The sequence below is a fragment of the Streptomyces sp. NPDC003036 genome, assembly GCF_040611175.1.
Lineage (GTDB): Bacteria > Actinomycetota > Actinomycetes > Streptomycetales > Streptomycetaceae > Streptomyces.
Map to the genome: position 1 here is coordinate 112,331 of NZ_JBEXNO010000018.1, position 20,705 is coordinate 133,035.

18 protein-coding genes and 1 tRNA gene are annotated in these 20,705 nt (G+C 71.4%); 11 read left to right on the plus strand and 8 right to left on the minus strand.

The window, feature by feature from the left end:
• Positions 1 to 30 precede the first annotated feature (30 nt).
• Both grpE and dnaK read right to left on the minus strand, forming a co-directional pair.
• Entirely contained in the window at positions 31 to 768 is a 738-nt protein-coding gene (gene grpE / locus ABZX67_RS15920; protein WP_355359971.1) for a nucleotide exchange factor GrpE, read from the minus strand.
• Complete coding sequence (gene dnaK, locus ABZX67_RS15925) at positions 765 to 2,612, minus strand: molecular chaperone DnaK (protein WP_355359974.1); 1,848 nt, start codon at positions 2,610 to 2,612, stop codon at positions 765 to 767. Before dnaK ends, grpE begins: the two co-directional genes overlap by 4 nt.
• 250 nt (positions 2,613 to 2,862) lie before the next feature.
• On the opposite strand from dnaK, the gene ABZX67_RS15930 reads away from it, so the two are divergent.
• The 3 genes from ABZX67_RS15930 to ABZX67_RS15940 all read left to right on the plus strand — a co-directional run bounded on the left by ABZX67_RS15930 (position 2,863) and on the right by ABZX67_RS15940 (position 6,806).
• Positions 2,863 to 3,408, plus strand: a complete 546-nt coding sequence (locus tag ABZX67_RS15930; RefSeq protein WP_355359977.1) for a sugar transferase — start codon at positions 2,863 to 2,865, stop codon at positions 3,406 to 3,408.
• 83 nt (positions 3,409 to 3,491) lie between these two features.
• A complete protein-coding gene (locus ABZX67_RS15935) occupies positions 3,492 to 5,747 on the plus strand; it encodes a (Fe-S)-binding protein (RefSeq protein WP_355359980.1) in 2,256 nt (751 codons plus the stop codon).
• Between the two features lie 174 nt (positions 5,748 to 5,921).
• Positions 5,922 to 6,806 (plus strand): Yip1 family protein, encoded by an 885-nt coding sequence (locus ABZX67_RS15940; protein WP_355359983.1) that lies wholly within the window; start codon positions 5,922 to 5,924, stop codon positions 6,804 to 6,806.
• 65 nt (positions 6,807 to 6,871) lie between these two features.
• Here the strand turns inward: ABZX67_RS15940 and ABZX67_RS15945 are convergent, their stop codons facing one another.
• Together ABZX67_RS15945 and dcd are read right to left on the minus strand one after the other, a co-directional pair.
• Positions 6,872 to 7,369, minus strand: coding sequence for a phosphoribosyltransferase (locus ABZX67_RS15945; protein WP_355359986.1), 498 nt, complete (start codon positions 7,367 to 7,369; stop codon positions 6,872 to 6,874).
• 2 nt (positions 7,370 to 7,371) lie between these two features.
• Positions 7,372 to 7,947, minus strand: coding sequence for a dCTP deaminase (gene dcd, locus ABZX67_RS15950; RefSeq protein ID WP_355359988.1), 576 nt, complete (start codon positions 7,945 to 7,947; stop codon positions 7,372 to 7,374).
• Between the two features lie 488 nt (positions 7,948 to 8,435).
• On the opposite strand from dcd, the gene ABZX67_RS15955 reads away from it, so the two are divergent.
• Positions 8,436 to 8,509, plus strand: a tRNA-Gly gene (locus ABZX67_RS15955).
• 611 nt (positions 8,510 to 9,120) lie between these two features.
• Complete coding sequence (locus tag ABZX67_RS15960; protein ID WP_355359992.1) at positions 9,121 to 9,276, plus strand: DUF6131 family protein; 156 nt, start codon at positions 9,121 to 9,123, stop codon at positions 9,274 to 9,276.
• Positions 9,277 to 9,635: 359 nt separating this feature from the next.
• On the opposite strand, the gene ABZX67_RS15965 is transcribed toward ABZX67_RS15960, so the two are convergent.
• Positions 9,636 to 10,385, minus strand: a complete 750-nt coding sequence (locus tag ABZX67_RS15965) for a hemolysin III family protein (protein ID WP_355359995.1) — start codon at positions 10,383 to 10,385, stop codon at positions 9,636 to 9,638.
• Between the two features lie 404 nt (positions 10,386 to 10,789).
• On the opposite strand from ABZX67_RS15965, the gene ABZX67_RS15970 reads away from it, so the two are divergent.
• The 4 genes from ABZX67_RS15970 (at position 10,790) to ABZX67_RS15985 (ending at position 14,875) form a co-directional block, all read left to right on the plus strand.
• A complete protein-coding gene (locus tag ABZX67_RS15970) occupies positions 10,790 to 11,185 on the plus strand; it encodes a helix-turn-helix transcriptional regulator (protein WP_355359998.1) in 396 nt (131 codons plus the stop codon).
• Between the two features lie 101 nt (positions 11,186 to 11,286).
• Positions 11,287 to 12,069: a molybdate ABC transporter substrate-binding protein gene (gene modA / locus ABZX67_RS15975; RefSeq protein ID WP_355360001.1), complete on the plus strand. Its 783-nt coding sequence runs from the start codon at positions 11,287 to 11,289 to the stop codon at positions 12,067 to 12,069.
• 28 nt (positions 12,070 to 12,097) lie between these two features.
• A complete protein-coding gene (locus ABZX67_RS15980; protein WP_355360004.1) occupies positions 12,098 to 14,062 on the plus strand; it encodes an ABC transporter permease in 1,965 nt (654 codons plus the stop codon).
• A gap of 84 nt (positions 14,063 to 14,146) precedes the next feature.
• Positions 14,147 to 14,875 (plus strand): DUF2470 domain-containing protein, encoded by a 729-nt coding sequence (locus ABZX67_RS15985; RefSeq protein WP_355360007.1) that lies wholly within the window; start codon positions 14,147 to 14,149, stop codon positions 14,873 to 14,875.
• A gap of 97 nt (positions 14,876 to 14,972) precedes the next feature.
• Here the strand turns inward: ABZX67_RS15985 and ABZX67_RS15990 are convergent, their stop codons facing one another.
• The 3 genes from ABZX67_RS15990 to ABZX67_RS16000 all read right to left on the minus strand — a co-directional run bounded on the left by ABZX67_RS15990 (position 14,973) and on the right by ABZX67_RS16000 (position 19,128).
• On the minus strand, positions 14,973 to 16,271 hold the full coding sequence (locus ABZX67_RS15990) for an MFS transporter (protein WP_355360055.1): 1,299 nt from the start codon (positions 16,269 to 16,271) through the stop codon (positions 14,973 to 14,975).
• A 182-nt stretch (positions 16,272 to 16,453) separates the two neighbouring features.
• The gene (locus ABZX67_RS15995) at positions 16,454 to 17,899 is read right to left on the minus strand and encodes an MFS transporter (RefSeq protein WP_355360010.1); all 1,446 of its coding nucleotides are present in this window, start codon (positions 17,897 to 17,899) and stop codon (positions 16,454 to 16,456) included.
• A gap of 293 nt (positions 17,900 to 18,192) precedes the next feature.
• A complete protein-coding gene (locus ABZX67_RS16000) occupies positions 18,193 to 19,128 on the minus strand; it encodes a F510_1955 family glycosylhydrolase (RefSeq protein WP_355360013.1) in 936 nt (311 codons plus the stop codon).
• Positions 19,129 to 19,309: 181 nt separating this feature from the next.
• On the opposite strand from ABZX67_RS16000, the gene ABZX67_RS16005 reads away from it, so the two are divergent.
• Both ABZX67_RS16005 and ABZX67_RS16010 read left to right on the plus strand, forming a co-directional pair.
• Entirely contained in the window at positions 19,310 to 19,432 is a 123-nt protein-coding gene (locus tag ABZX67_RS16005; RefSeq protein WP_355360016.1) for a hypothetical protein, read from the plus strand.
• A 661-nt stretch (positions 19,433 to 20,093) separates the two neighbouring features.
• Positions 20,094 to 20,696 carry a hypothetical protein gene (locus ABZX67_RS16010; RefSeq protein WP_355360019.1) on the plus strand — a complete coding sequence of 201 codons (603 nt, stop codon included), beginning with the start codon at positions 20,094 to 20,096 and terminating at the stop codon, positions 20,694 to 20,696.
• The last annotated feature ends 9 nt before the right edge of the window (positions 20,697 to 20,705 follow it).

Below are 20,705 nucleotides of genomic sequence, written 5' to 3' on the forward strand. Positions count from 1 at the left end.
CGACGTCCCTCCTCTCGGACGATCATCGCGTCAGCCCTCCTCGGGGCCACCGCTCTCCTCGTCGGCGGACTTGTTCTCCTGCGCGGACTCCGGGCCGGACCCCTTGGCGGCGTCCTTGTCGGCGTCCTTGGCCGCGTCGGCCTCCTTGGGCGCCGCGCCCGGCTGGGGCTCGGCGACCGCGACGCGCGCGGGCCGGATGGTCCGCTCGCCGATCCGGTACCCGGGCTGCAGGATCGCGACGCAGGTCGTCTCGGTGACGTCCGGCGCGTACGAGTGCATGAGTGCCTCGTGGATCGTCGGGTCGAAGGGCTCGCCCTCCTTGCCGAACTGCTGCAGGCCCATCTTGGCGGCGACCGTCTCCAGCGATTCGGCCACCGACTTGAAGCCGCCCACCAGCTCGCCGTGCTCACGGGCGCGGCCGATGTCGTCGAGCACGGGCAGGAGCTCGGTCAGGAGGCTCGCGACGGCGATCTCCTTGACCGCGACCCGGTCGCGGTCGACGCGGCGGCGGTAGTTCTGGTACTCGGCCTGGAGCCGCTGGAGGTCCGCGGTGCGCTCGCCGAGCGCCGTGCGGGCCTGGTCCAGCTGGGCCGTCAGGCCGGCCAGCTGTGCGTGTACGTCCCCGGCCGGGGCCGCCGGGCCGTCGTCCGCGGGGCTCGTGGAGCCCGCGGCGGACGTGGCGTCGGCGGCTTCGGCGGCGTCGTCGGGAGTGGCGGCGCCAGAGGGGACGTCGGGCTTCTCCTCGAAGCCCGGGGTCTCCTCCGTCATGCGGCCCCCTTCGGCTTCTCGTCGTCGACGATCTCGGCGTCGACCACGTCGTCGTCGGCACCCTGGGCGGCGCCCGGAGCCTCACCGGCACCGGCGGCCCCGCCCGCGGCCTGGGCGTCGGCGTACATGGCCTGGCCGAGCTTCTGGGAGACGGCCGCGACCTTCTCGGTGGCGGTGCGGATCTCCGCGGTGTCCTCGCCCTTGAGCTTCTCCTTCAGCTCCTCGAGCGCGGACTCGACCTCGGTCTTCACGTCACCCGGGACCTTGTCCTCGTTGTCCTTGAGGAACTTCTCGGTCTGGTAGACGAGCTGCTCGCCCTGGTTGCGGGTCTCGGCGGCCTCGCGGCGGCGGTGGTCCTCCTCCGCGTACTGCTCGGCCTCCTGGCGCATCCGGTCGACCTCGTCCTTCGGCAGCGAGGAGCCGCCGGTGACGGTCATCTTCTGCTCCTTGCCCGTGCCCAGGTCCTTCGCGGTCACGTGCATGATGCCGTTGGCGTCGATGTCGAAGGAGACCTCGATCTGCGGGACGCCGCGCGGGGCCGGCGGCAGGCCCGTCAGCTCGAACATGCCGAGCTTCTTGTTGTACGCCGCGATCTCGCGCTCGCCCTGGTAGACCTGGATCTGCACCGACGGCTGGTTGTCCTCGGCCGTGGTGAAGATCTCCGAGCGCTTGGTCGGGATCGTGGTGTTGCGCTCGATCAGCTTGGTCATGATGCCGCCCTTGGTCTCGATGCCGAGGGACAGCGGGGTGACGTCGAGCAGCAGGACGTCCTTGACCTCGCCCTTGAGGACACCGGCCTGGAGCGAGGCGCCGATCGCGACGACCTCGTCCGGGTTCACACCCTTGTTGGCCTCCTTGCCGCCGGTCAGCTCCTTGACGAGCTCGGCGACGGCCGGCATACGGGTCGAGCCACCGACGAGAACGACGTGGTCGATCTCGGACAGCTGGATGCCCGCGTCCTTGATGACGTTGTGGAACGGAACCTTGCAGCGCTCCAGCAGGTCCGCGGTCAGCTGCTGGAACTGGGCGCGGGTGAGCTTCTCGTCCAGGTGCAGCGGGCCCTCGGCGGACGCCGTGATGTAGGGCAGGTTGATCGAGGTCTCGGTGGACGAGGACAGCTCGATCTTGGCCTTCTCGGCGGCCTCGCGGAGGCGCTGGAGGGCCATCTTGTCCTTGGACAGGTCCACGCCGTGGCCGGACTGGAACTGCTTGACCAGATAGTCGACGACGCGCTGGTCCCAGTCGTCACCACCGAGGTGGTTGTCGCCGTTCGTGGCCTTCACCTCGACGACGCCGTCGCCGATCTCCAGCAGCGAGACGTCGAAGGTGCCGCCACCGAGGTCGAAGACCAGGATGGTCTGGTCGTCCTTGTCGAGGCCGTACGCGAGGGCGGCGGCCGTCGGCTCGTTGACGATGCGCAGGACGTTGAGGCCCGCGATCTCACCGGCCTCCTTGGTGGCCTGGCGCTCGGAGTCGTTGAAGTACGCCGGGACGGTGATCACCGCGTCGGTGACCTTCTCGCCCAGGTACGCCTCGGCGTCCCGCTTCAGCTTCTGCAGGATGAACGCGGAGATCTGCTGCGGGTTGAAGTTCTTCCCGTCGAGCTCGATCTTCCAGTCGGTGCCCATGTGACGCTTGACGGACCGGATGGTCCGGTCGACGTTCGTGACCGCCTGACGCTTGGCCACCTCGCCGACGAGCACCTCGCCGTTCTTGGCAAAGGCGACGACGGACGGCGTGGTCCTGGCGCCCTCGGCGTTGGTGATGACGGTGGGCTCGCCGCCTTCCAGAACGCTGACGACGGAGTTAGTCGTGCCCAGGTCGATGCCGACCGCACGTGCCATTTCGATTCCTCCAGCTGACTTGAGTGGAACAGGCTCAAGGATGCACGACCGGCAGGACCGAGTCAACAGACCTGAGTCAGCCTCACTCAACTTTCATCGGGGGCTTATGCGCAAGCGCGGTGCGTGACCGGAGCCCGACCCGCCGCATACCGGCATGCTCTACCCAGGCCCTACCGGACCATGCGATTGTTCAGGGAAGGTGACAAAAGCCGCGCTAGCCGCGTTTTCCTGGAACGGTCGGGTGCCCGCCATGCGACGACCCCTGCATCCCCCACGCCTCCCGGACCCGGGCCTCAAGCGCCTGCTGGACCTGGCCCTCGGATCCGCCCTGCTGGCCCTGGCGGCACCGCTGCTCGCCGCGGCCGCCCTCGCCGTCGCCGTGCGAAGACCCCCCGGCGGCCTCCTCGTACGGGACACCAGAACCGGCCTCGCGGGCCGCCTCTTCACCCTGCGCCGGCTGGCCACGCGCCACCGCCGCCTGTGCCTGCTGTCGCAGCTGCCCCACGTCGTGCGCGGCGAGATGTCGCTCGTGGGCCCCGCGCCGCTGCCGCCCGGCGCCCCGGGCGCGGCCGCCCCCTGGCGTCAGAGCGTCCGCCCCGGCCTGACCGGCCTCGCCCAGCTGCGGCAGCGGCAGCGCTCCGCGCTCCCGTGGGACGAACCGCTCCTGCTCGACCAGCACTACGTCGAGCACCACTGGCTCGGACTGGACCTGGCGCTGCTGCTGCGGGCCCTCGCGCCCACGGGGCGGGCGAGCGACGCAGATCACCGCGTGCGCGGCTACAGTGCGGCGGAATAAGTGGGTACGCTCAGCTCGAACTGAATAAGTTACCGCTTAGTAGTACCTAAGTTCTCCCACCCTCGCAGGCCCGAGGAGCCTCCATGCAACTCGCCGCGATCATTGTGTCGCTGACCCTGACCGTGGTCGGCGTTGCGCTGCTCGCCCGCGCCATCGGCCAGTTCGTCCGCCACTTCAAGCTGGGCCAGCCGGTCCCCGCCGGCACCCGGACCGACAACCCCTACCAGCGCAGCGTCACGCTGGTGAAGGAGTTCCTCGGCCACACGCGGATGAACCAGTGGGGCATCGTGGGCATCGCCCACTGGTTCGTGGCGGTCGGCTTCCTGACGCTGCCGCCGACGATCGTCACCGCGTACGGCCAGCTCTTCCAGGCCGACTGGACGCTGCCGGTCCTCGGCGGCTTCCTGCCGTACGAGCTCTACATCGAGTTCATCGGCGCGATGACCACCCTCGGCATCGCCGTCCTGATGGTCATCCGCCTGCTGAACCTGCCCTCGCGCCCCGGCCGCAAGTCCCGGTTCGCCGGCTCGAAGATGGGCCAGGCGTACTTCGTCGAGTACGTCATCCTCACCATCGGCCTCGCCATCTACGTGCTGCGCGGCCTCGAGGGCGCGCTGCACCACGTGGACCACTACGAGCCCGCGTACTTCGCCTCGTACCCCCTGGTCCTGGCCCTGAAGGGGCTGAGCGTCGGCGCGCTGCAGAACCTGGTCTACCTCTTCGCCATGATCAAGCTGAGCACGACCATGATCTGGATGATCACGGTCTCGCTCAACACCAACATGGGTGTGGCCTGGCACCGCTTCCTCGCCTTCCCGAACATCTGGTTCAAGCGGAACGCCGACGGCTCCACCGCCCTCGGCGCGCTCCAGCCGATGACGTCCGGCGGCAAGGAGATCGACTTCGAGGACCCGGGCGAGGACGACGTCTACGGCGTCTCCCAGGTCGAGCACTTCTCCTGGAAGGGCCTCCTCGACTTCTCCACCTGCACCGAGTGCGGCCGCTGCCAGTCGCAGTGCCCCGCCTGGAACACGGGCAAGCCCCTCTCCCCCAAGCTCCTCATCATGTCGCTGCGCGACCACGCGCACGCGAAGGCGCCGTACCTGCTGGCCGGCGGTGGCAAGACGATGGAGGGCGAGGAGAAGGCCTCGGCCGAGGCCCTCGCCGATGTCCCCGCCTCCGCCCTCGCCGAGGCCGAGCGCCCGCTGATCGGCACGCTGGAGGAGAACGGCGTCATCGACCCGGACGTGCTGTGGTCCTGCACCACCTGCGGCGCGTGCGTGGAGCAGTGCCCGGTCGACATCGAGCACGTCGACCACATCGTCGACATGCGCCGCTACCAGGTGATGATCGAGTCCGCCTTCCCGAGCGAGGCCGGCACGATGCTCAAGAACCTGGAGAAGAAGGGCAACCCCTGGGGCCTGGCCAAGAAGCAGCGCGTCGAGTGGACCAAGGAGGTCGACTTCGAGGTCCCGATCGTCGGCAAGGACGTCGAGGACCTCTCCGAGGTCGACTACCTCTACTGGGTCGGCTGCGCCGGCGCCCTGGAGGACCGGGCCAAGAAGACCACCAAGGCCTTCGCGGAGCTGCTGCACATCGCGGGCGTGAAGTTCGCGATCATGGGCGGCGACGAGAAGTGCACCGGTGACTCCGCCCGCCGCCTGGGCAACGAGCCGCTGTTCCAGCAGCTCGGCCAGGAGAACGTGGCGATGCTGAACATGGCGTTCGGCGAGGACGACGAGGACGAGTCGACGAAGAAGCCCAAGTCGTCGAAGAAGATCGTCGCGACCTGCCCGCACTGCTTCAACACGATCGCGAACGAGTACCCGCAGCTGGGCGGCGAGTTCGAGGTCATCCACCACACGCAGCTGCTCCAGCACCTCATCGACGAGGGCAAGCTGCTCCCGGTGACGCCGGTCGACGGCCTGATCACCTACCACGACCCGTGCTACCTGGGCCGCCACAACAAGGTCTACACGCCGCCGCGCGAGATCATGTCGGCCGTCCCGGGCCTGCGCCAGCAGGAGATGCACCGCCACAAGGAGCGGGGCTTCTGCTGCGGCGCCGGCGGCGCGCGGATGTGGATGGAGGAGCGGATCGGCAAGCGCATCAACACCGAGCGCGTCGACGAGGCGCTGTCCCTCAACCCGGACATCGTCTCCACCGCCTGCCCGTTCTGCCTCGTCATGCTCACGGACTCCGTGAACGGCAAGAAGAACGACGGCAAGGCGAAGGAGTCCCTCCAGGTGGTGGACGTGGCCCAGCTGCTGCTGGACTCCGTCAAGAAGCCCGTGGAGGACGCGGAGGAGCCGGCGGCGGAGCCGGAGCCGGTGAAGTAGCCGGTACGCACGCAGGGAACGGCCGGACCGCCTCGGGGCGGGCCCGGCCGTTCGCGTTGTGCTCGGGGAAATGCCCTGGAGGGGCCCCTAGGGGATGTCACAGCTCCGCAGCAAAGGCGCCTTCCGTCCCCACCCCGGACGCCGGAACCGGCGGGACCGGGTACGTTCAGTGACGTGGCTGGATTCAGGATCGGACGCGGCCGGGACAACCGCACCCCGCAACAACACCCGCAGGCACCGCAGCAGGCGCCGTACGGCAGCGCGCCGCCGCCCCCGTACGGGCAGCAGCAGGCGCCGCAGCCGTACGGGGAACCGGAGTACTTCGGCGACCCCTACGCGCAGCAGGCGGCGCCCGCCGCCCCGCACGCCCCACAGGCCCCGCACGACCCGTACGCGGCGAACCAGCCGGGCCACACGCGCGCCTTCAGCATCCACGACGCCGAGTACGCGCAGTACGGCGAGTACGGCGACGGCGCCACGTACCAGGCGGGAGCGGCCCCCGCCGCCGCCCCGGCGGGCCCGCGCCTGCCGTGGAAGCAGCTGCTCAGCGGCATCGTGCTGCGCCCGGGGCCGACGTTCCTGCAGATGCGCGACCACGCCGTCTGGGCCCCGGCCCTGATCGTCACCTTCGTCTACGGCCTGCTGGCGCTGTTCGGCTTCGACCAGGCCCGCGAGGAGGCGATCAACGCCACCCTCTCGACGGCGATCCCGTCCGTCCTGGTGACCGGCGTCATCTTCGTCATCGGCGGCCTGATCCTGGGCACCGTGACGCACACCCTGGCGCGCCAGCTGGGCGGCGACGGGGCGTGGCAGCCGACGGTCGGCATGTCCATGCTGATCATGTCGATGACGGACGCGCCCCGCCTGCTGTTCGCGATGTTCCTGGGCGGCGAGAACGCCCTGGTCCAGGTCATCGGCTGGCTCTCCTGGCTGGTGGCGGGCGCGCTGCTCACCTCGATGGTCCGCACGTCGCACGACCTGCCGTGGCCGAAGGCGCTGGGCGCGTCGGCGATCCAGCTGGTGGCGCTGCTGTCGCTGCTGAAGCTGGGCGCGTTCTGAGCCTCTGACGTACCGACGCACGAAGGCCCCCGCCGACCGGCGGGGGCCTTCTCGGTGGTGCGACGTCAGGCGTCGAGGACCTGGCCCTCACGCTTCACGACCGGCGGCTCGACGCTCCAGGGGAAGTTGATCCACTCGTCGGTCTTCTTCCACACGTACTCGCACTTCACGAGGGAGTGCGGCTTCTCATAGATGACCGCGCTGCGCACCTCGGCGACGTGCCCGAGGCAGAAGTCGTGCACGAGCTTCAGCGTCTTGCCCGTGTCGGCGACGTCGTCGGCGATGAGCACCTTCTTGTCGCTGAAGTCGATCGCGTTCGGAACCGGCGCGAGCATCACGGGCATTTCCAGCGTGGTGCCCACACCGGTATAGAACTCCACGTTGACCAGATGGATGTTCTTGCAGTCCAGGGCGTACGCCAGACCGCCCGCGACGAACACACCACCGCGGGCGATGGAGAGCACGATGTCGGGCTCGTACCCGTCGTCGGCGATGGTCTGCGCGAGCTCGCGGATCGCGGTCCCGAACTTCTCGTAGGTCAGGTTCTCCCGTACGTCACTCATGCTCACACCTGCGTCCGATGGAAGTTCTGGTAGGACCGCGAGGCGGTCGGCCCCCGCTGCCCCTGGTACCGCGAGCCGTACTTCTCCGAGCCGTACGGATGCTCCGCGGGCGAGCTGAGCCGGAACATGCACAGCTGCCCGATCTTCATCCCGGGCCACAGCTTGATCGGCAGCGTGGCGAGGTTCGACAGCTCCAGCGTCACGTGCCCCGAGAACCCGGGGTCGATGAACCCGGCGGTCGAGTGCGTCACCAGACCCAGCCGCCCGAGGCTCGACTTCCCCTCCAGCCGCGAGGCGATGTCGTCGGGCAGGCTGATGACCTCGTACGTCGACGCGAGCACGAACTCGCCGGGGTGGAGGATGAACGCCTCGTCCCCCTCGGGCTCGACCAGCCGGGTGAGATCCGCCTGCTCGACCGCGGGGTCGATGTGCGGGTAGCGGTGGTTCTCGAACACCCGGAAGTAGCGGTCGAGACGCACGTCGATGCTCGACGGCTGCACCATCGAGTCATCGAACGGGTCGATACGCACCCTTCCCGCGTCGATCTCGGTCCGGATGTCCATGTCTGAGAGAAGCACTCCCCGAGGATACGCAGAGCGCGCGGGCCCGCCCCAACCGGCCGGTCCCCGCGCGCCCCCGATCACCCGCTCGCCAGGGGTGTTTCCCTAGCGCCGCTCGAGCACGACGGGCACGGCATGCCGCAACCGCGCACACCGCGGACACCGAATGAGCCGCCCGGGCCCGATCCGCCCGGCACCGAGCTGCTGCATCGGGAACGAAGCGGTGCTGAACACGTGCCCCTCGGCACAGCGGACGACGGTGCGCTCCATGGAGTCCATCAAGTCCCTTCCCCAACCAATGCGTGGACGAGAAAGCCACATTAGGGGATCAACAGGACACCACTCCAGGCGGCACTCCGCACCCCCACGGTACGCCTCAACTGACCGCGCCCGCACACCGATCCACCCCGCCACGCAGCACGAAGACCCCGCGGCGCGATACACCGGGGGCCTTCGATGAGGTACAGTGAGCGACGATGCGAGACCGGTCCTCCGGTCCGTATTACGCGGGTGTAGTTTAATGGTAGAACATGAGCTTCCCAAGCTCAGAGCGCGGGTTCGATTCCCGTCACCCGCTCCATGCAGAAGCCCCAGGCCAGTGGCCCGGGGCTTTCTTGTTGTCTGGACCAGGTCAGGGTTGCCGTGCCCTCCGCGTGCCCCAACTCCGCTATATGCCCTGACCGCGGATCTCGACCTGCGAGCCGCCGACCTCAGTGACTTGATCTTCGGCCTGGTGGTCATGGCCCAGGAGGGCGGGCGCGGTGGTGCCCGTAGTGCGGCCGCCCCCATCGGCCACAACTCTCTGTTGCGCGCTGACACTTGCATGTGCACCCGCCGGAGGAACGTTCCCTCTGGCGGAAGTGGCTCGGATCGCAAAGTCCTCTGCCCGCATATTGAGACAGCGCTGCCGCCGCACCGCCTCGATGGTGCGGGGGCGGCGCTGTGGATGACGCTGATCCCGAGACCAAGACAGTGAACCGGGTGCCGCTGGGGCTGCTCGGTCTCGGGTTGTTCGCCCTCGGCGGGCTGGATCTGCTGCGCCGATGGGGTTTCGACGTCTGATCGGCTTGCCGGTCGGACGGCTTCTGTTCCTGCCCGCTGGAGGGCAGGAACAGCCCGACAGCCTGACAGGCCACCCCGACCGTTTGCGCCTACGCTGGAGTAGAGGTACCTGCGAGGCTGGAGGTCACCATGATCGTTCTCGGGGTCATCCTGCTCGTCATCGGGTTCGTGGCCGGCATTTCCATCTTGTGGACGATCGGAATCGTCCTGGTCGTGATCGGGGTCATCCTGTGGATCCTCGGGGCGGTCGGTCACGCGGTCGGCGGACGCCGTCATTACTGGTAGGCGGCTCGGCTCCGAGCCGACGCAGCCCCCGTGGTCGAGTTACACCAGGCCGCCCTGGCACAGGGAGGCGTAAGTGCGGTGTTCCTCTTCCTGATCCTGCTCAGCGGGGCCATCGCCCTGATCGTCCTTGGCGCGTCGCGGACGGAATGCTGTACCTGCTCTCCACCGGGGTGCTGCTCCTCGTCGTCGCCGTGCTGTACCTGCTGATGCGCTCGGTACTGCGCTCGCGCCGAGGCAGGCCCACCACGTTCTGACGGTGGGGGCCGGCCCACCTCGTTCCGCGGGGGTGGACCACCGGCCCTCACGCGGTCCTCCGGACGGCCGGCGAGTGGGTGGGTCGGCCCGCACCTCACGACCGCTCAGTGAGCGGCAAGGAAGACGGCGATGTAGTGGGCGGTGAAGGCTGCCACTGTCAGCGCGTGGAAGACCTCGTGGAAACCGAACCAGCGGGGTGCGGGGTTGGGGCGCTGAAGGGCGTAGGCGACCGCGCCCGCACTGTAGAGAAGCCCGCCGGCCACGATCAGGGAGACCACGGCCACCCCGCCCCTGTGCAGGAAGTCGGGCAGGTAGCGTACGGGCGCCCAGCCCAGAGCCAGGTAGCAGGGGGTGTACAACCAGCGGGGAGCTCCGATCCACAGGACACGGAAGGCGATGCCGACCAGCGCGCCCGTCCACACGATCCACAACAGGACGGACCACTGGTCCGGGGAGAGCAGGAGCAGGGCGAGCGGGGTACACGTGCCGGCGATGATCAAGAAAATGTTGGCGTGATCGAGGCGGCGCAGAACCGCCTCACCGAGCGGTCCCCAGGTGCCGAGGTGGTAGACGGCGCTCGTCCCGAACAGCAGCCAGGCCGTGACGGAGTAGACGGTGCAGGCCAGCACGGCCTGTGGCGTCCCTGCCAGGCAGATGAGGACGATGCCCGCTGCCAGCGACACGGGGACCATGCCGGCGTGAAGCCAGCCTCGTAGCCTCGGCTTGATCGGGTCCACCAGATCGGCTGCCCGCTCGACCAGGTCGGCCACCGGGCGGGAGTCCTCGGCGGCCCCGTCGCCCTGCGATCCCGAGAAAAGGCCGGTACTGCGGGCTTCGGCGTCTTCTCGGGACACTGCTTCCCCTCCCGGATCGGACTGCTGGGAATCACGGGCAACCACGTGCACATGCTAGGGACCTGACCGTAACGGGGCCCCAGAGGTCCGCCTCATCGCGCCTCGCCACCCAGGTGATCCCGGCGGTCCGCAGGAGAGCGAAGCCGGCCTGCCCTGCTGATCGCCGCCGCTGCGGGCCTCCTGCTGTTCGGCCTGTACTCGTTCTGCGAAGCCCGCCGGCGCAAGGCCGCCGAGCACGGGAATCCGGCGGAACAGCCGACCGGGGCTGCGGGCCCGGTGACACCCCCCTCGGCAGGGGCAGGGCAGCACCGGTAGTGGAGGATCGCCCGAAGCACCTCCCATCTGCCATGGAGAATGCCCCGAAGCTTTGCAGATAAGAGGCAAACAGGCCTAGCGTGGCGCACATGCAGTCCTACACAATTGGCCAGGCCGCGCGGCTCCTGGGCGTCAGTCCCGACACCGCGCGGCGCTGGGCGGACGCCGGGCGGGTCGCGACCCACCGCGACGGAGCGGGCCGCCGCCTCATCGACGGCCGGGACCTGGCCGCGTTCGCCGTCGAGGTCGCCCAGGGCGGCCCGGGAGACGAAGACGACGCGTACACCACCGCCCGCAACGCCTTCCCCGGCATCGTCACCGCCGTCAAGCTCGGCGATGTCGCGGCCCAGGTCGAGATCCAGGCCGGGCCCCACCGACTCGTCTCCCTGCTCACCCGCGAGGCCGTCGAGGAACTGGGGCTGGAGGTCGGCATGCGGGCCACCGCCCGCGTGAAGTCCACCAACGTGCACATCGACCGCACGTAGGCGCCTGATCGTCCGCAAGCCCCGTGTCAGCGGCGTCGCCGTCCCGGCGCGGCTCGTCCGTTCACCGCGCACCGCGCACGTCACACCAGGAGCCGACTCCCATGTCCCAGACCCGCGCCCGGCGCCGTGCCGCCGCCGTCGTCACCGCCGCCCTCCTCGTACCGCTCGCCGCCTGCGGCAACGGCGGGAGCGATGGGGGCGCGAAGGACGCCGCGCCGAAAGCGCACCTGACCGTGCTGGCCGCCGCCTCCCTGACCGACGTCTTCAAGACCGCGGGGGCCGCGTACGAGAAGAGCCACCGCGGCACCAGGATCACCTTCTCCTTCGCCGGCTCCCAGGAGCTCGTCGCCCAGGTCAAGGCGGGCGCCCCCGCCGACGCGCTGATCACGGCGGACACCAAGAGCATGGACGGCGTGCGGGACGAGACCGGCACCCCGGCCGTGATCGCGAAGAACCGCCTGGTCATCGCCGTCGGCGAGGGCAACCCCGAGAAGGTCGACGAACTGAAGGACCTCGGCGACCCGAGGCTCAAGGTCGTCCTCGCCGCGCCCGAGGTACCGGCCGGCAAGTACAGCAAGCAGATCCTCGACGCGCAGAAGATCACGGTGAAGCCGGTCTCCCAGGAGCCGAACGTCCGCGCCGTCCTCAGCAAGGTCGAGCTCGGCGAGGCGGACGCCGGTCTCGTCTACAAGACCGACGCCGACAGCGCCCCGGACAAGGTCGACGCCGTCGCCATCCCCGACGCGCAGAACGCCATCGCCGCGTACCCGGCCGCCACGCTGAAGGACTCCCGGAACGCCGAGGCGGCCGCCGCCTTCGTGGCCTGGCTGGCCGGCCCCGAGGGGCAGAAGATCCTCCAGGACGCCGGCTTCCAGAAGCCGTAATCCCCCGACACTCCCCTTGGACGCACCGATGAAACCCTTCCGCCCGCAACGCCGCAGCCACGCGCCCGTCGCCCTGGCGCTGCCCGCGCTGCTGGCGGTCGCCTTCCTGCTCCTGCCGCTCGTCGGCATCCTGACGCGCACCTCCTGGGGCGAGCTGGCGGCGCACCTCGGCACCGAGCAGTCCCTCCAGGCGCTGCGGCTGTCCTTCGTCGTGTCCTTCTGGGCGCTCGGGCTGTCGCTGCTGCTCGGCGTGCCGCTCGCGTGGCTGCTGGCCCGGGTGGAGTTCCCCGGCAAGGCGCTCGTCCGGTCGCTGGTGCTGCTGCCGATGGTGCTGCCGCCGACCGTGGGCGGCGTGGCGCTGCTCCTCGCCTTCGGGCGGCGCGGGGTGCTCGGGCCGTGGCTGGAGGACTGGTTCGGCGTCACGCTGCCGTTCCACACCTCCGGCGCGGTCGTCGCGGCGACCTTCGTCTCCATGCCGTTCCTGGTGGTCAGCCTGGAGGGCGCGCTCGCCGGCCTGAACAAGCGGTACGAGGAGACCGCCGCGTCCCTCGGTGCCTCGCCGTTCCGGGTGTTCCGCACGGTCACCCTGCCGATGGTGGCGCCGGGTCTCGTGGCGGGCGCCGCGCTGACGTGGGCGCGGGCGCTGGGCGAGTTCGGCGCCACCATCACCTTCGCGGGCAACCTGCCCGGCAGCACCCAGACCCTGCCGCTCCAGGTGTACCTGCTCCTCCAGGACCAGCCGGAGGCCGCGACCTCCGTCTCCCTGCTGCTGCTGGCCATCGCCATGGCCGTGCTCATCGCGCTGCGCGGCCGCTGGACCGCGGGGCCCCGCGACGGCGCGCGCACCGCTCGGGAGTCCCTGCCGGACGACCGGGGCGACGGCACCGCGCCCGCCGCGCCCGCCGCACCCGGACCCGTACCCGAATCCGCTTCCGCGCCCGTACCCGCCGACGCTCACCGGTGGGCCCTCCACGCCGACGTCGGCGGCTTCAACAACCTGGTCCTGGACGCCGCGCCCGGCACCACCATCGCCGTCGTCGGGCCCAACGGCGCGGGCAAGACGACCCTCCTGCGGGCCCTGCTGGCGCTCACCGACCGGGCCCACGCCCGCCTCCGCCTCGGCGACACCGACGTGACCGACCTGCCGCCGCACCGGCGCGGTGTCGCCTGGGTGCCCCAGGACGGCGCGCTCTTCCCGCACCTGTCGGCCCTGGCCAACACCGCGTACGGGCTGCGCACCCGCGGTGTGCCGCGCGCCGAGGCCCGGGCCGCCGCCCAGCAGTGGCTGGACCGCCTCGGCGTCGGGCACCTCGCCCACCACCGGCCCGCCCAGCTGTCCGGCGGCCAGGCCCAGCGGGTCGCCCTCGCCCGCGCGCTCGCCGCCCGGCCGCGGCTGCTGCTGCTCGACGAGCCGCTGGCGGCGCTGGACCAGACGACCCGCGCCCACGTCCGCCACACCCTGCGCCGCCACCTCGACGGCTTCGGCGGCGTGTGCCTGATCGTCACCCACGACCCCGTCGAGGCGGTCTCGCTCGCCGACCGCGTCCTGGTCCTCGAGGACGGCCGCGCGCTCCAGGACGCCACCCCGGCCGAGGTCACCCGCCACCCCCGCTCCCCCTGGGTGGCGCGCATGCTGGGCCGCAACGCCTGGCCCGGCACCGCCACCGCCGACGGGCTCGCGCTTCCCGACGGCACGGCCGTCGTCGCCGCCGAGCCGGTGGCCGCCGGCACCGACGCCCTCGCGATCATCCCGCCCGAGGCGGTCTCCCTCCACCGCGACCGGCCCACCGGCAGCGCGCGCAACGCCTGGCCCGGGACCGTACGGGAGATCACGGCCGTCGGCAGCCGCATGCGGGTGCTGGTCACCTCGGACCACGCGCCGGACCTCGTCGCCGAGATCACCCCGGCGGCCGCCGCGGACCTGGGACTGGCCGACGGCACACCGGTGTTCACGAGCGTCAAGGCCACCGAGGTCACCCTGGTGACCCGTTAGGGGCCGGAACTCCCGCGCGTACTGGCGCCGACCCGCACCTCCACGCTAGCTTAGGCTAGCCTTACCTAACTGGAGGTGGAGACCGTGAGCGCCGACGTACGCGCCGCCGAGCCGACCCCCGCGGAACGGGTCCGATCCGTCCTCGCCGCGGCGACGTCCCTGACCGTGACCACGGACGGCCACAGCTGCTCTCTGATGGACGTTCACCACGTGGACGACCGCGGCCGTCTCGGGCTCCGGCTGCCCGCGGGCAGCTGCCTCGCCGGGCGGGCCGCGGCCGCTCCCCGGGGCGGTCTGGCCGCGCTCGTGGAGTTCACGGACATCGCCCCCACCGCCGTACGGGAGCGGGTACGCGCCCGGGTGACCCTCTCCGGCTGGCTGACCCCCGTCGCCCCGGCGCCGGACGCCGACACGGTGGGCCTCCGGCTCGACGCGGCCCGCGCCACCCTGGAGACGGCCGAGGGGGTCCTCCACGTCGGCCTCGACGAGATCGTCCTCACCGCGCCCGATCCGCTGGCCACGCACGAGCCCGCCATGCTCATCCACCTCGCGGACTCCCACCCCGAGGCGGTCGAGCGGCTGACGCGCCTGATCGACCCGCACCGGCTCCAAGGCGTCGTACGCGTACTCCCCCTCGCCCTCGACCGGTACGCCCTCACCCTCCGCCTCGAACACCCCCGCGGCCACCACGACGTCCGCCTGCCGTTCCCCCGCCCGATGCGGAACGCCGACGAGGCGGGCGACCGGCTCCAGGAGCTCCTGGCCACCGCGCGCGCCTGCTCCCACCGCCGCCGCATGTTCCAGCGGCCATGACACGAGGACCCACGCCGCCCGCCGCCCGGGGGGACGTCGTGGCGGCGATCATCCGCGCCGCGCCCCTCGCCGCCGCGCTGTACACGCCGCCACCGCGTCACGCGCCGAGCTCGCGGTCCCTGGTCTCCGGGAGCGCGAGCACGCACAGCACCGACACCACGGCCATCGCCGCCACGTACCAGCCCACCGACGCCGACCCGAAGGACGCCTGCAGCCGGGTGGCCACGAGCGGGGTGACGGCACCGCCCAGCACCCCGCCGAGGCTGTACGCGAGCGAAGCCCCGGAGTAGCGCACCCGCGCGGGGAAGAGCTCCGGCAGGTACGCGCCCATCGGGCCGTACACGACCCCCATGAGGAACAGCGCCACACCGAGGGCCAGCGCCACCAGCACGGGCTGCGCGGTGTCCAGCAGCGGGAAGAGGACCAGGCCCCACAGACCGGCCAGGCCGGTACCGGCGAGCACCAGCGTGCGTCGCCCCACGGAGTCGGAACGGGTCGCCGCCACCCACGTGCCCGCGGCCAGGAAGAGACACGCGACCAGGGACAGCGCGAGCACGACGCCGCGGTCCATGCCGAGTTCGGCGGTCGCGTAGGCGAGGCAGTACGTCGTGGCCGTGTAGAAGAGGCCGTACGCGACCACCATGCCGCCGGCGCCGAGCAGCAGTTCGCGCGGATGCCGCCGCAGCACCTCGACGAACGGCACCCAGCTCGCCTCCCGCGCCGCCGCCACCCGCGCGAACACCGGCGTCTCACTGATCTTCAGCCGTACGAAGAGGCCGACCCCCACCAGCACGAACGAGAACAGGAACGGGATGCGCCAGCCCCAGGTGCGGAACGCCGTGTCGTCCAGCGCCGCCGACAGCAGCCAGAAGGCGCCGGTCGCGGCGAAGAAGCCGACCGACGGGCCCAGTTGGGGGAACGCCGCGTACAGTCCGCGCCGCCCGGGCGGTGCGTGCTCCACCGCGAGCAGCGCCGCCCCGCCCCACTCGCCCCCGAGGCCGAGGCCCTGCACGAAGCGCAGCAGCACCAGGAGCACCGGGGCCCACACACCCCAGGAGGCGTAACCGGGCAGCAGCCCGACGAGCGCGGTGGCCAGGCCCATCATCAGCAGGGAGGCCACGAGAACGGACTTGCGGCCGACCCGGTCACCGAAGTGGCCGAAGAGCACCGACCCCAACGGCCGCGCGACGAAGGCCACCGCGTAGGTGGAGAAGGAGGCGAGGGTGGCGTTGAGCGGCGAGAGCGTGGGGAAGAACGCCTGGTTCAGTACGAGCGCGGCGGCGGTGCCGTAGATGTAGAAGTCGTAGAACTCGATGGCCGTACCGATGAAGCTGGCCACGGCCACGCGCCGCAGATTCTCCGGCGGGTCGGCGGCGGGAGGGGCGTCCGGGTCCACGCGTGGTGTCGATTCGTCCTTGAGCACCCAAGAACCCTTGCGTGACGGGTAGTTCGCCGTCAATGAGGAAGCGTGGAGCGGCTCTCCTCCTCGTACGAACGGAAAGGGCCACCCGGCACCGTGGCGGTGCCGGGTGGCCCGGGTTCGTTCTTCGGTGGGGTGCGGCAGCAGCCGTCCATGGGTCAGGAGCCCACCCGCTCGCCCGCCGCGGACGCCGGCGCCTCGGCCGGGGCGGCCGCGGCCGGGGACTTCGTGCCCCGCATCAGCAGGAGGGTGAGTAGGCCACCGGCCGCGGCGACCGCGGCGGCGCCCAGGAACGCGGAGGCGAAGCCGTCGGTCAGCGCCGGCAGGTCGCCCAGCGCGCCCGCGCCCTGCGAGGTGGCGAGTGCGGTGAGCGCGGCCAGGCCGAGGGCGGAGCCCACCTGGTAGGTGGTGTTCACGATGCCGGAGGCCAGACCGGCCTGCTCCTGCGGTACGCCGGAGATCGCCGACATCATGGCCGGTATGTAGGCGAGGGACATGCCCGTCGCCGCCACCAGGGACGCGGGCAGCACGTCGACCAGGAACGTGCCGGTCGGCTCGACGGCCGACAGCCACACCAGGCCCGCCGCGAGGACCAGCAGGCCGCCCGCGATCAGCGGCTTGGCCCCGAAGCGGCCCAGCAGCCGGGCGGTGACGAGCGTCATGAAGACCATCAGCAGCCCCGTCATCGGCAGGAGCGCCGCGCCGCTGGCGAACGCCCCGTACCCCAGCACCTGCTGGAGGTAGAGGTTGAGGAAGTACCACATGGGGATCCACGCGCCCCCCAGCAGCGCCATCGCCAGGTTGGAGACGCCGAGGCCCGGGGTGCGCCAGACGCCGAGCGGCATCAGCGGGGCCTTGACCGACCGCTGGACGACCAGGAACAGCGCCAGGAGAAGGGCCGCGCCGGTGAGTTCCAGGACGGTCTGCGCGTCGCCCCAGCCGACCTCGGGGGCGCGTACGACCGCGAACACCGCGAGCGCGAGACCGGCGGTGACGGCCGCCGCGCCGAGGACGTCCACCGAGCCCCGCCGTCCGGCGACCGCCGGGAGGAGACCGGTGGCCAGCAGGGTGGCGATGCCGATCGGTACGTAGATGACGAAGACCCAGGGCCAGCTCGCCCACTCGGTGAAGACGCCGCCGAGGAACACCCCGGCGGTGCCGCCGGCCGGGGCCGCCGCGCCGTACAGGGCGAGCGCCTTGCCCAGCTCCCTGGGGTCGTGCCCGAAGAGCATCGTCAGCAGCGTCATCGAGGCCGGCGCGATCAGCGCCCCGCCGACGCCCTGCACCGCGCGTCCGACGACCTCGACCCACGCGGTGCTCGCGGCCGCGGCGACCACCGAGCCGGCGATCAGGACGACCCATCCGGAGACGAAGACGCGGCGGGCCCCCAGCAGGTCGGACAACCGCCCGCCCAGCAGCAGCAGACCGCCGAAGGCGATGACGTACGCGTTGAACACCCACTGGAGATCGCCCGGGGAGAAGCCCAGGTCACGCTGCATCTCCGGAAGCGCCACGCCGATGATGGAGGTGTCCATGATGACCATGAACTGGGCGGTGGCCAGCACGAGAAGTGCCCACCAGCGCCGCGGATTGGCGGTTGACATCACTCTGCCCCTTCACTGAGACGGATACCCCCTAGGGGTATCTCGTAGAGCTCGGACAATATACGGGGTGCGGGTATTCCCGGAAGGGGGGTTGGCTTGCCAATCGGCTTCGCGGCCGGTGCCGTCGGCGTCGAGCCGGTGGGGGTTGTCGGGGCGCCGCGAAGTACGCCTCGACCGTGGAATCCGCGTCGGGTGCGGTGCGGTGCGGGGAGGCGGAGGAGACGGGGACGGGGGCGGGGGCGCAGACGGAGCCGGGGTGGGAGGAGGCGTCGGCTCCGCCGTGACCGTCTGCGTCAGTGGCTGCCGTTCGCCACGGTGAGGCGCTTGGTGAAGGTCTTGCCGGCGTCCTTGGACTCGTACACGCCGTCCTGAGTGGCCGCGAGGAGGTGTCCGGCGCTGACGGCCGTCAGGGCCTGGGGCTGCCCGCCGGGCACGGTGGCCGTCTTCTTCCACGTGGTGCCGCCGTCGCCACTGAGGTGCAGGGCGCCCGTGAAGTCGATGCCGTACAGCGCGTCCGGCGAGGCCCAGGAGACGAACTCCATCGCGGGCTGCTCACCACGGGCGAAGTTCCTGCCTCCGTCCGTGCTGCGCGCCACGCCCTCCGTCGTGGTGGCCACGAGACGGTCCGGGTCGGCGGGGCTGACCGCGATGTCAAGGGCCTGCAGCCGGGCCCGGTCCTTCCAGGTGGCGCCGCCGTCCTCGCTGACGCGCAGGATTCCGCCCGTGCTGTCGTAGCCGTAGACGGTGCCCTTCACGTGGTCCAGGGCGTGGAAGTCGGCCTCCCCCTTGAGGGAGGTGGTCGTCCAGGACTTTCCGGCGTCGGTACTCCTGATCAACCCGTGGTTCGCGGGCTCGCCGCTGCCGGGGGCCGGGTGGCCGCTGGCGAGGAACGTCCCGTCCCCCGCCACGGTGAAGCCCATGAAGTCGTCCCTGCTGTCCCCGACCAGTCGGGGCCTCCCAGAGCCGTCCGCGGTGTAGACGCCTTCGTGGGTGGCCACGTAGAGCCGGCCGTCGGCGGGGTCGATCCCCAGACCGTGGATGTGGCTGTGCACGGCGGGGGCGTGCTCCGCGCCGTGGTCGTCGGCGGGCCCCGCCGAGGCGTCGCCGCCCGGGGAGCCTTCGCCGCCGCACGCGGCGAGGAGCAGGGCCGTGGCGGCGAGTGCGCCCGTGGCGGCGACGTGACGGCGGCGGGTACGCGGGCGGCGGGACGGGTCCGTGAAGGCGGTCATGCGCGGTGCACCTCGTGTCCGTGGTCGCGGTCGTGCGGGACCCTACCTCGGACAACGCCGGCCGTACCTCCATCCGCTTCTGGGCCTGCGGCCGATGCGCCGACTTCTTGTCAGAAGTGGGGTTTTCGCCCCTTCCGGGCGGCAACGCGGGAAAGGAAGGCTTCCTTCGGAAGGATCCGCCGTGATCTTCATAGCCCTCCTGATACCGCCCCTCCTCCTGTGCGCCATGCTCGCGCTGGGCCGCTACGAGGAGCGCCTGCTGCGCGGACCGGACACCGCGTCGCCGCCACCGCCCTTCGCGTGATCCTGCGGGCGGGCCGCCGCGCGGGCCGTCACGCGCCGAGGAGCTCCCGCCACAGCCGTACTCCGACGTCTCCTGCTTGTACCGCTTGTACGCGCCCGCCCCCGGCCTCGGGCGCACCCGCTCGTAGCGCGCGACCAGCCGGTCCGCCGCCGCGACCGTCTCGGCCGGCAGGCGGTGGTCGATGGCGTCCTGCCAGGCGTAGGTGGACCGGGCGTCGTGCAGCTCGTCCACGGGGAGGAAGCGGCACGCCTGCCACTGGACGAGCTCGGGCGCGTACCGGATCAGGTGGCCGTACCCCTCCAGGCGCCTCTTCGGGAGCGCGTCGAGTGCGGCGCGGGCCGCTCGCCGGGCCTCCACCGCGCGCAGGACGCCGACGGGGGTCATGCGGCCGTGGAACAGCTCGCGGTAGAGCGGCCCGGAGAGGTCGTTCCACAGCAGCTCCAGGCCGCCGTCGGACGCGGTCAGGTGCGCCGCGTCGGGTCGCGGGGACGGGGATACGCAGGCCAGAGCGCGCGTCACCTCGGCCATGTCGAAGACCGGGAGGCCCGCGGTGGACGTCAGGCCCCGGCGCGGATCGAAGGTGCCCTCACGCTCCCAGTCGGCGTCCATGAGGCGGCGGATGACGGGGCAGCGGACCAGGCGGTCCTGCGCGGTGGCGGGGTTGAGGTACGCGTCCGCGAAGCCGTGGAGCCGGCGCATCCGGTCGCGCTGGTCGTCACCGCACACGACCTCCAGCCGCATCACCGACCGCTCCAGCACCGAGGCGTCGCCGTACGCGGCCGCGTCGGCGACGACCTTCAGCCGCTGCAGGCCGTCGATGCACTCCGGGGCGATGACGTGCAGCAGCCCGCTGAAGCTGCGGACGCCGGGCTCGACCTCCACGGCGTCCGCGCCGAGCACGATGTGCCCGATGGCGCCGAAGTCTTCCGGCCGCTCCCGCAGCATCCGGGCCAGCGCCTGGTTCGCCCGGCTGCCCTCCAGATACCCGCGGCGCGCCCAGAGCCTGCGGGCTGCGTCCGGCCCGGCGGCCAGCGGGGCGAGGGCCGCGGCGGGCACGTCCACGATCCAGGTGCTGCCGAACTGGGCGGAGTGCAACGGGCGCATGCTGAAGGTCTCCTCCGAGGAGAAGAGCCACGGCGCGGAGGTCGACAAGATCACGGTCATGCCTGTCCAACGGCGGCCGCGGGCGGCGGTGACGGTCGTACGGTCCCGCGCCCGGAGTGAGATCGCCCACCACGGCCGGGGTCCTCACCGGCTCCCGTAGGGTTGTTCC

Coding starts and splice junctions, on each gene's coding strand:
- grpE (WP_355359971.1), bottom strand. CDS start 768: ATGACGGAGGAGACCCCGGGCTTCGAGGAGAAGCCCGACGTCCCCTCT.
- ABZX67_RS15960 (WP_355359992.1), top strand. CDS start 9,121: ATGATCGTTCTCGGGGTCATCCTGCTCGTCATCGGGTTCGTGGCCGGC.
- ABZX67_RS15995 (WP_355360010.1), bottom strand. CDS start 17,899: ATGTCAACCGCCAATCCGCGGCGCTGGTGGGCACTTCTCGTGCTGGCC.
- ABZX67_RS15930 (WP_355359977.1), top strand. CDS start 2,863: ATGCGACGACCCCTGCATCCCCCACGCCTCCCGGACCCGGGCCTCAAG.
- ABZX67_RS15935 (WP_355359980.1), top strand. CDS start 3,492: ATGCAACTCGCCGCGATCATTGTGTCGCTGACCCTGACCGTGGTCGGC.
- dnaK (WP_355359974.1), bottom strand. CDS start 2,612: ATGGCACGTGCGGTCGGCATCGACCTGGGCACGACTAACTCCGTCGTC.
- modA (WP_355360001.1), top strand. CDS start 11,287: ATGTCCCAGACCCGCGCCCGGCGCCGTGCCGCCGCCGTCGTCACCGCC.
- ABZX67_RS15945 (WP_355359986.1), bottom strand. CDS start 7,369: ATGAGTGACGTACGGGAGAACCTGACCTACGAGAAGTTCGGGACCGCG.
- ABZX67_RS15980 (WP_355360004.1), top strand. CDS start 12,098: ATGAAACCCTTCCGCCCGCAACGCCGCAGCCACGCGCCCGTCGCCCTG.
- ABZX67_RS16000 (WP_355360013.1), bottom strand. CDS start 19,128: ATGACCGCCTTCACGGACCCGTCCCGCCGCCCGCGTACCCGCCGCCGT.
- ABZX67_RS15970 (WP_355359998.1), top strand. CDS start 10,790: ATGCAGTCCTACACAATTGGCCAGGCCGCGCGGCTCCTGGGCGTCAGT.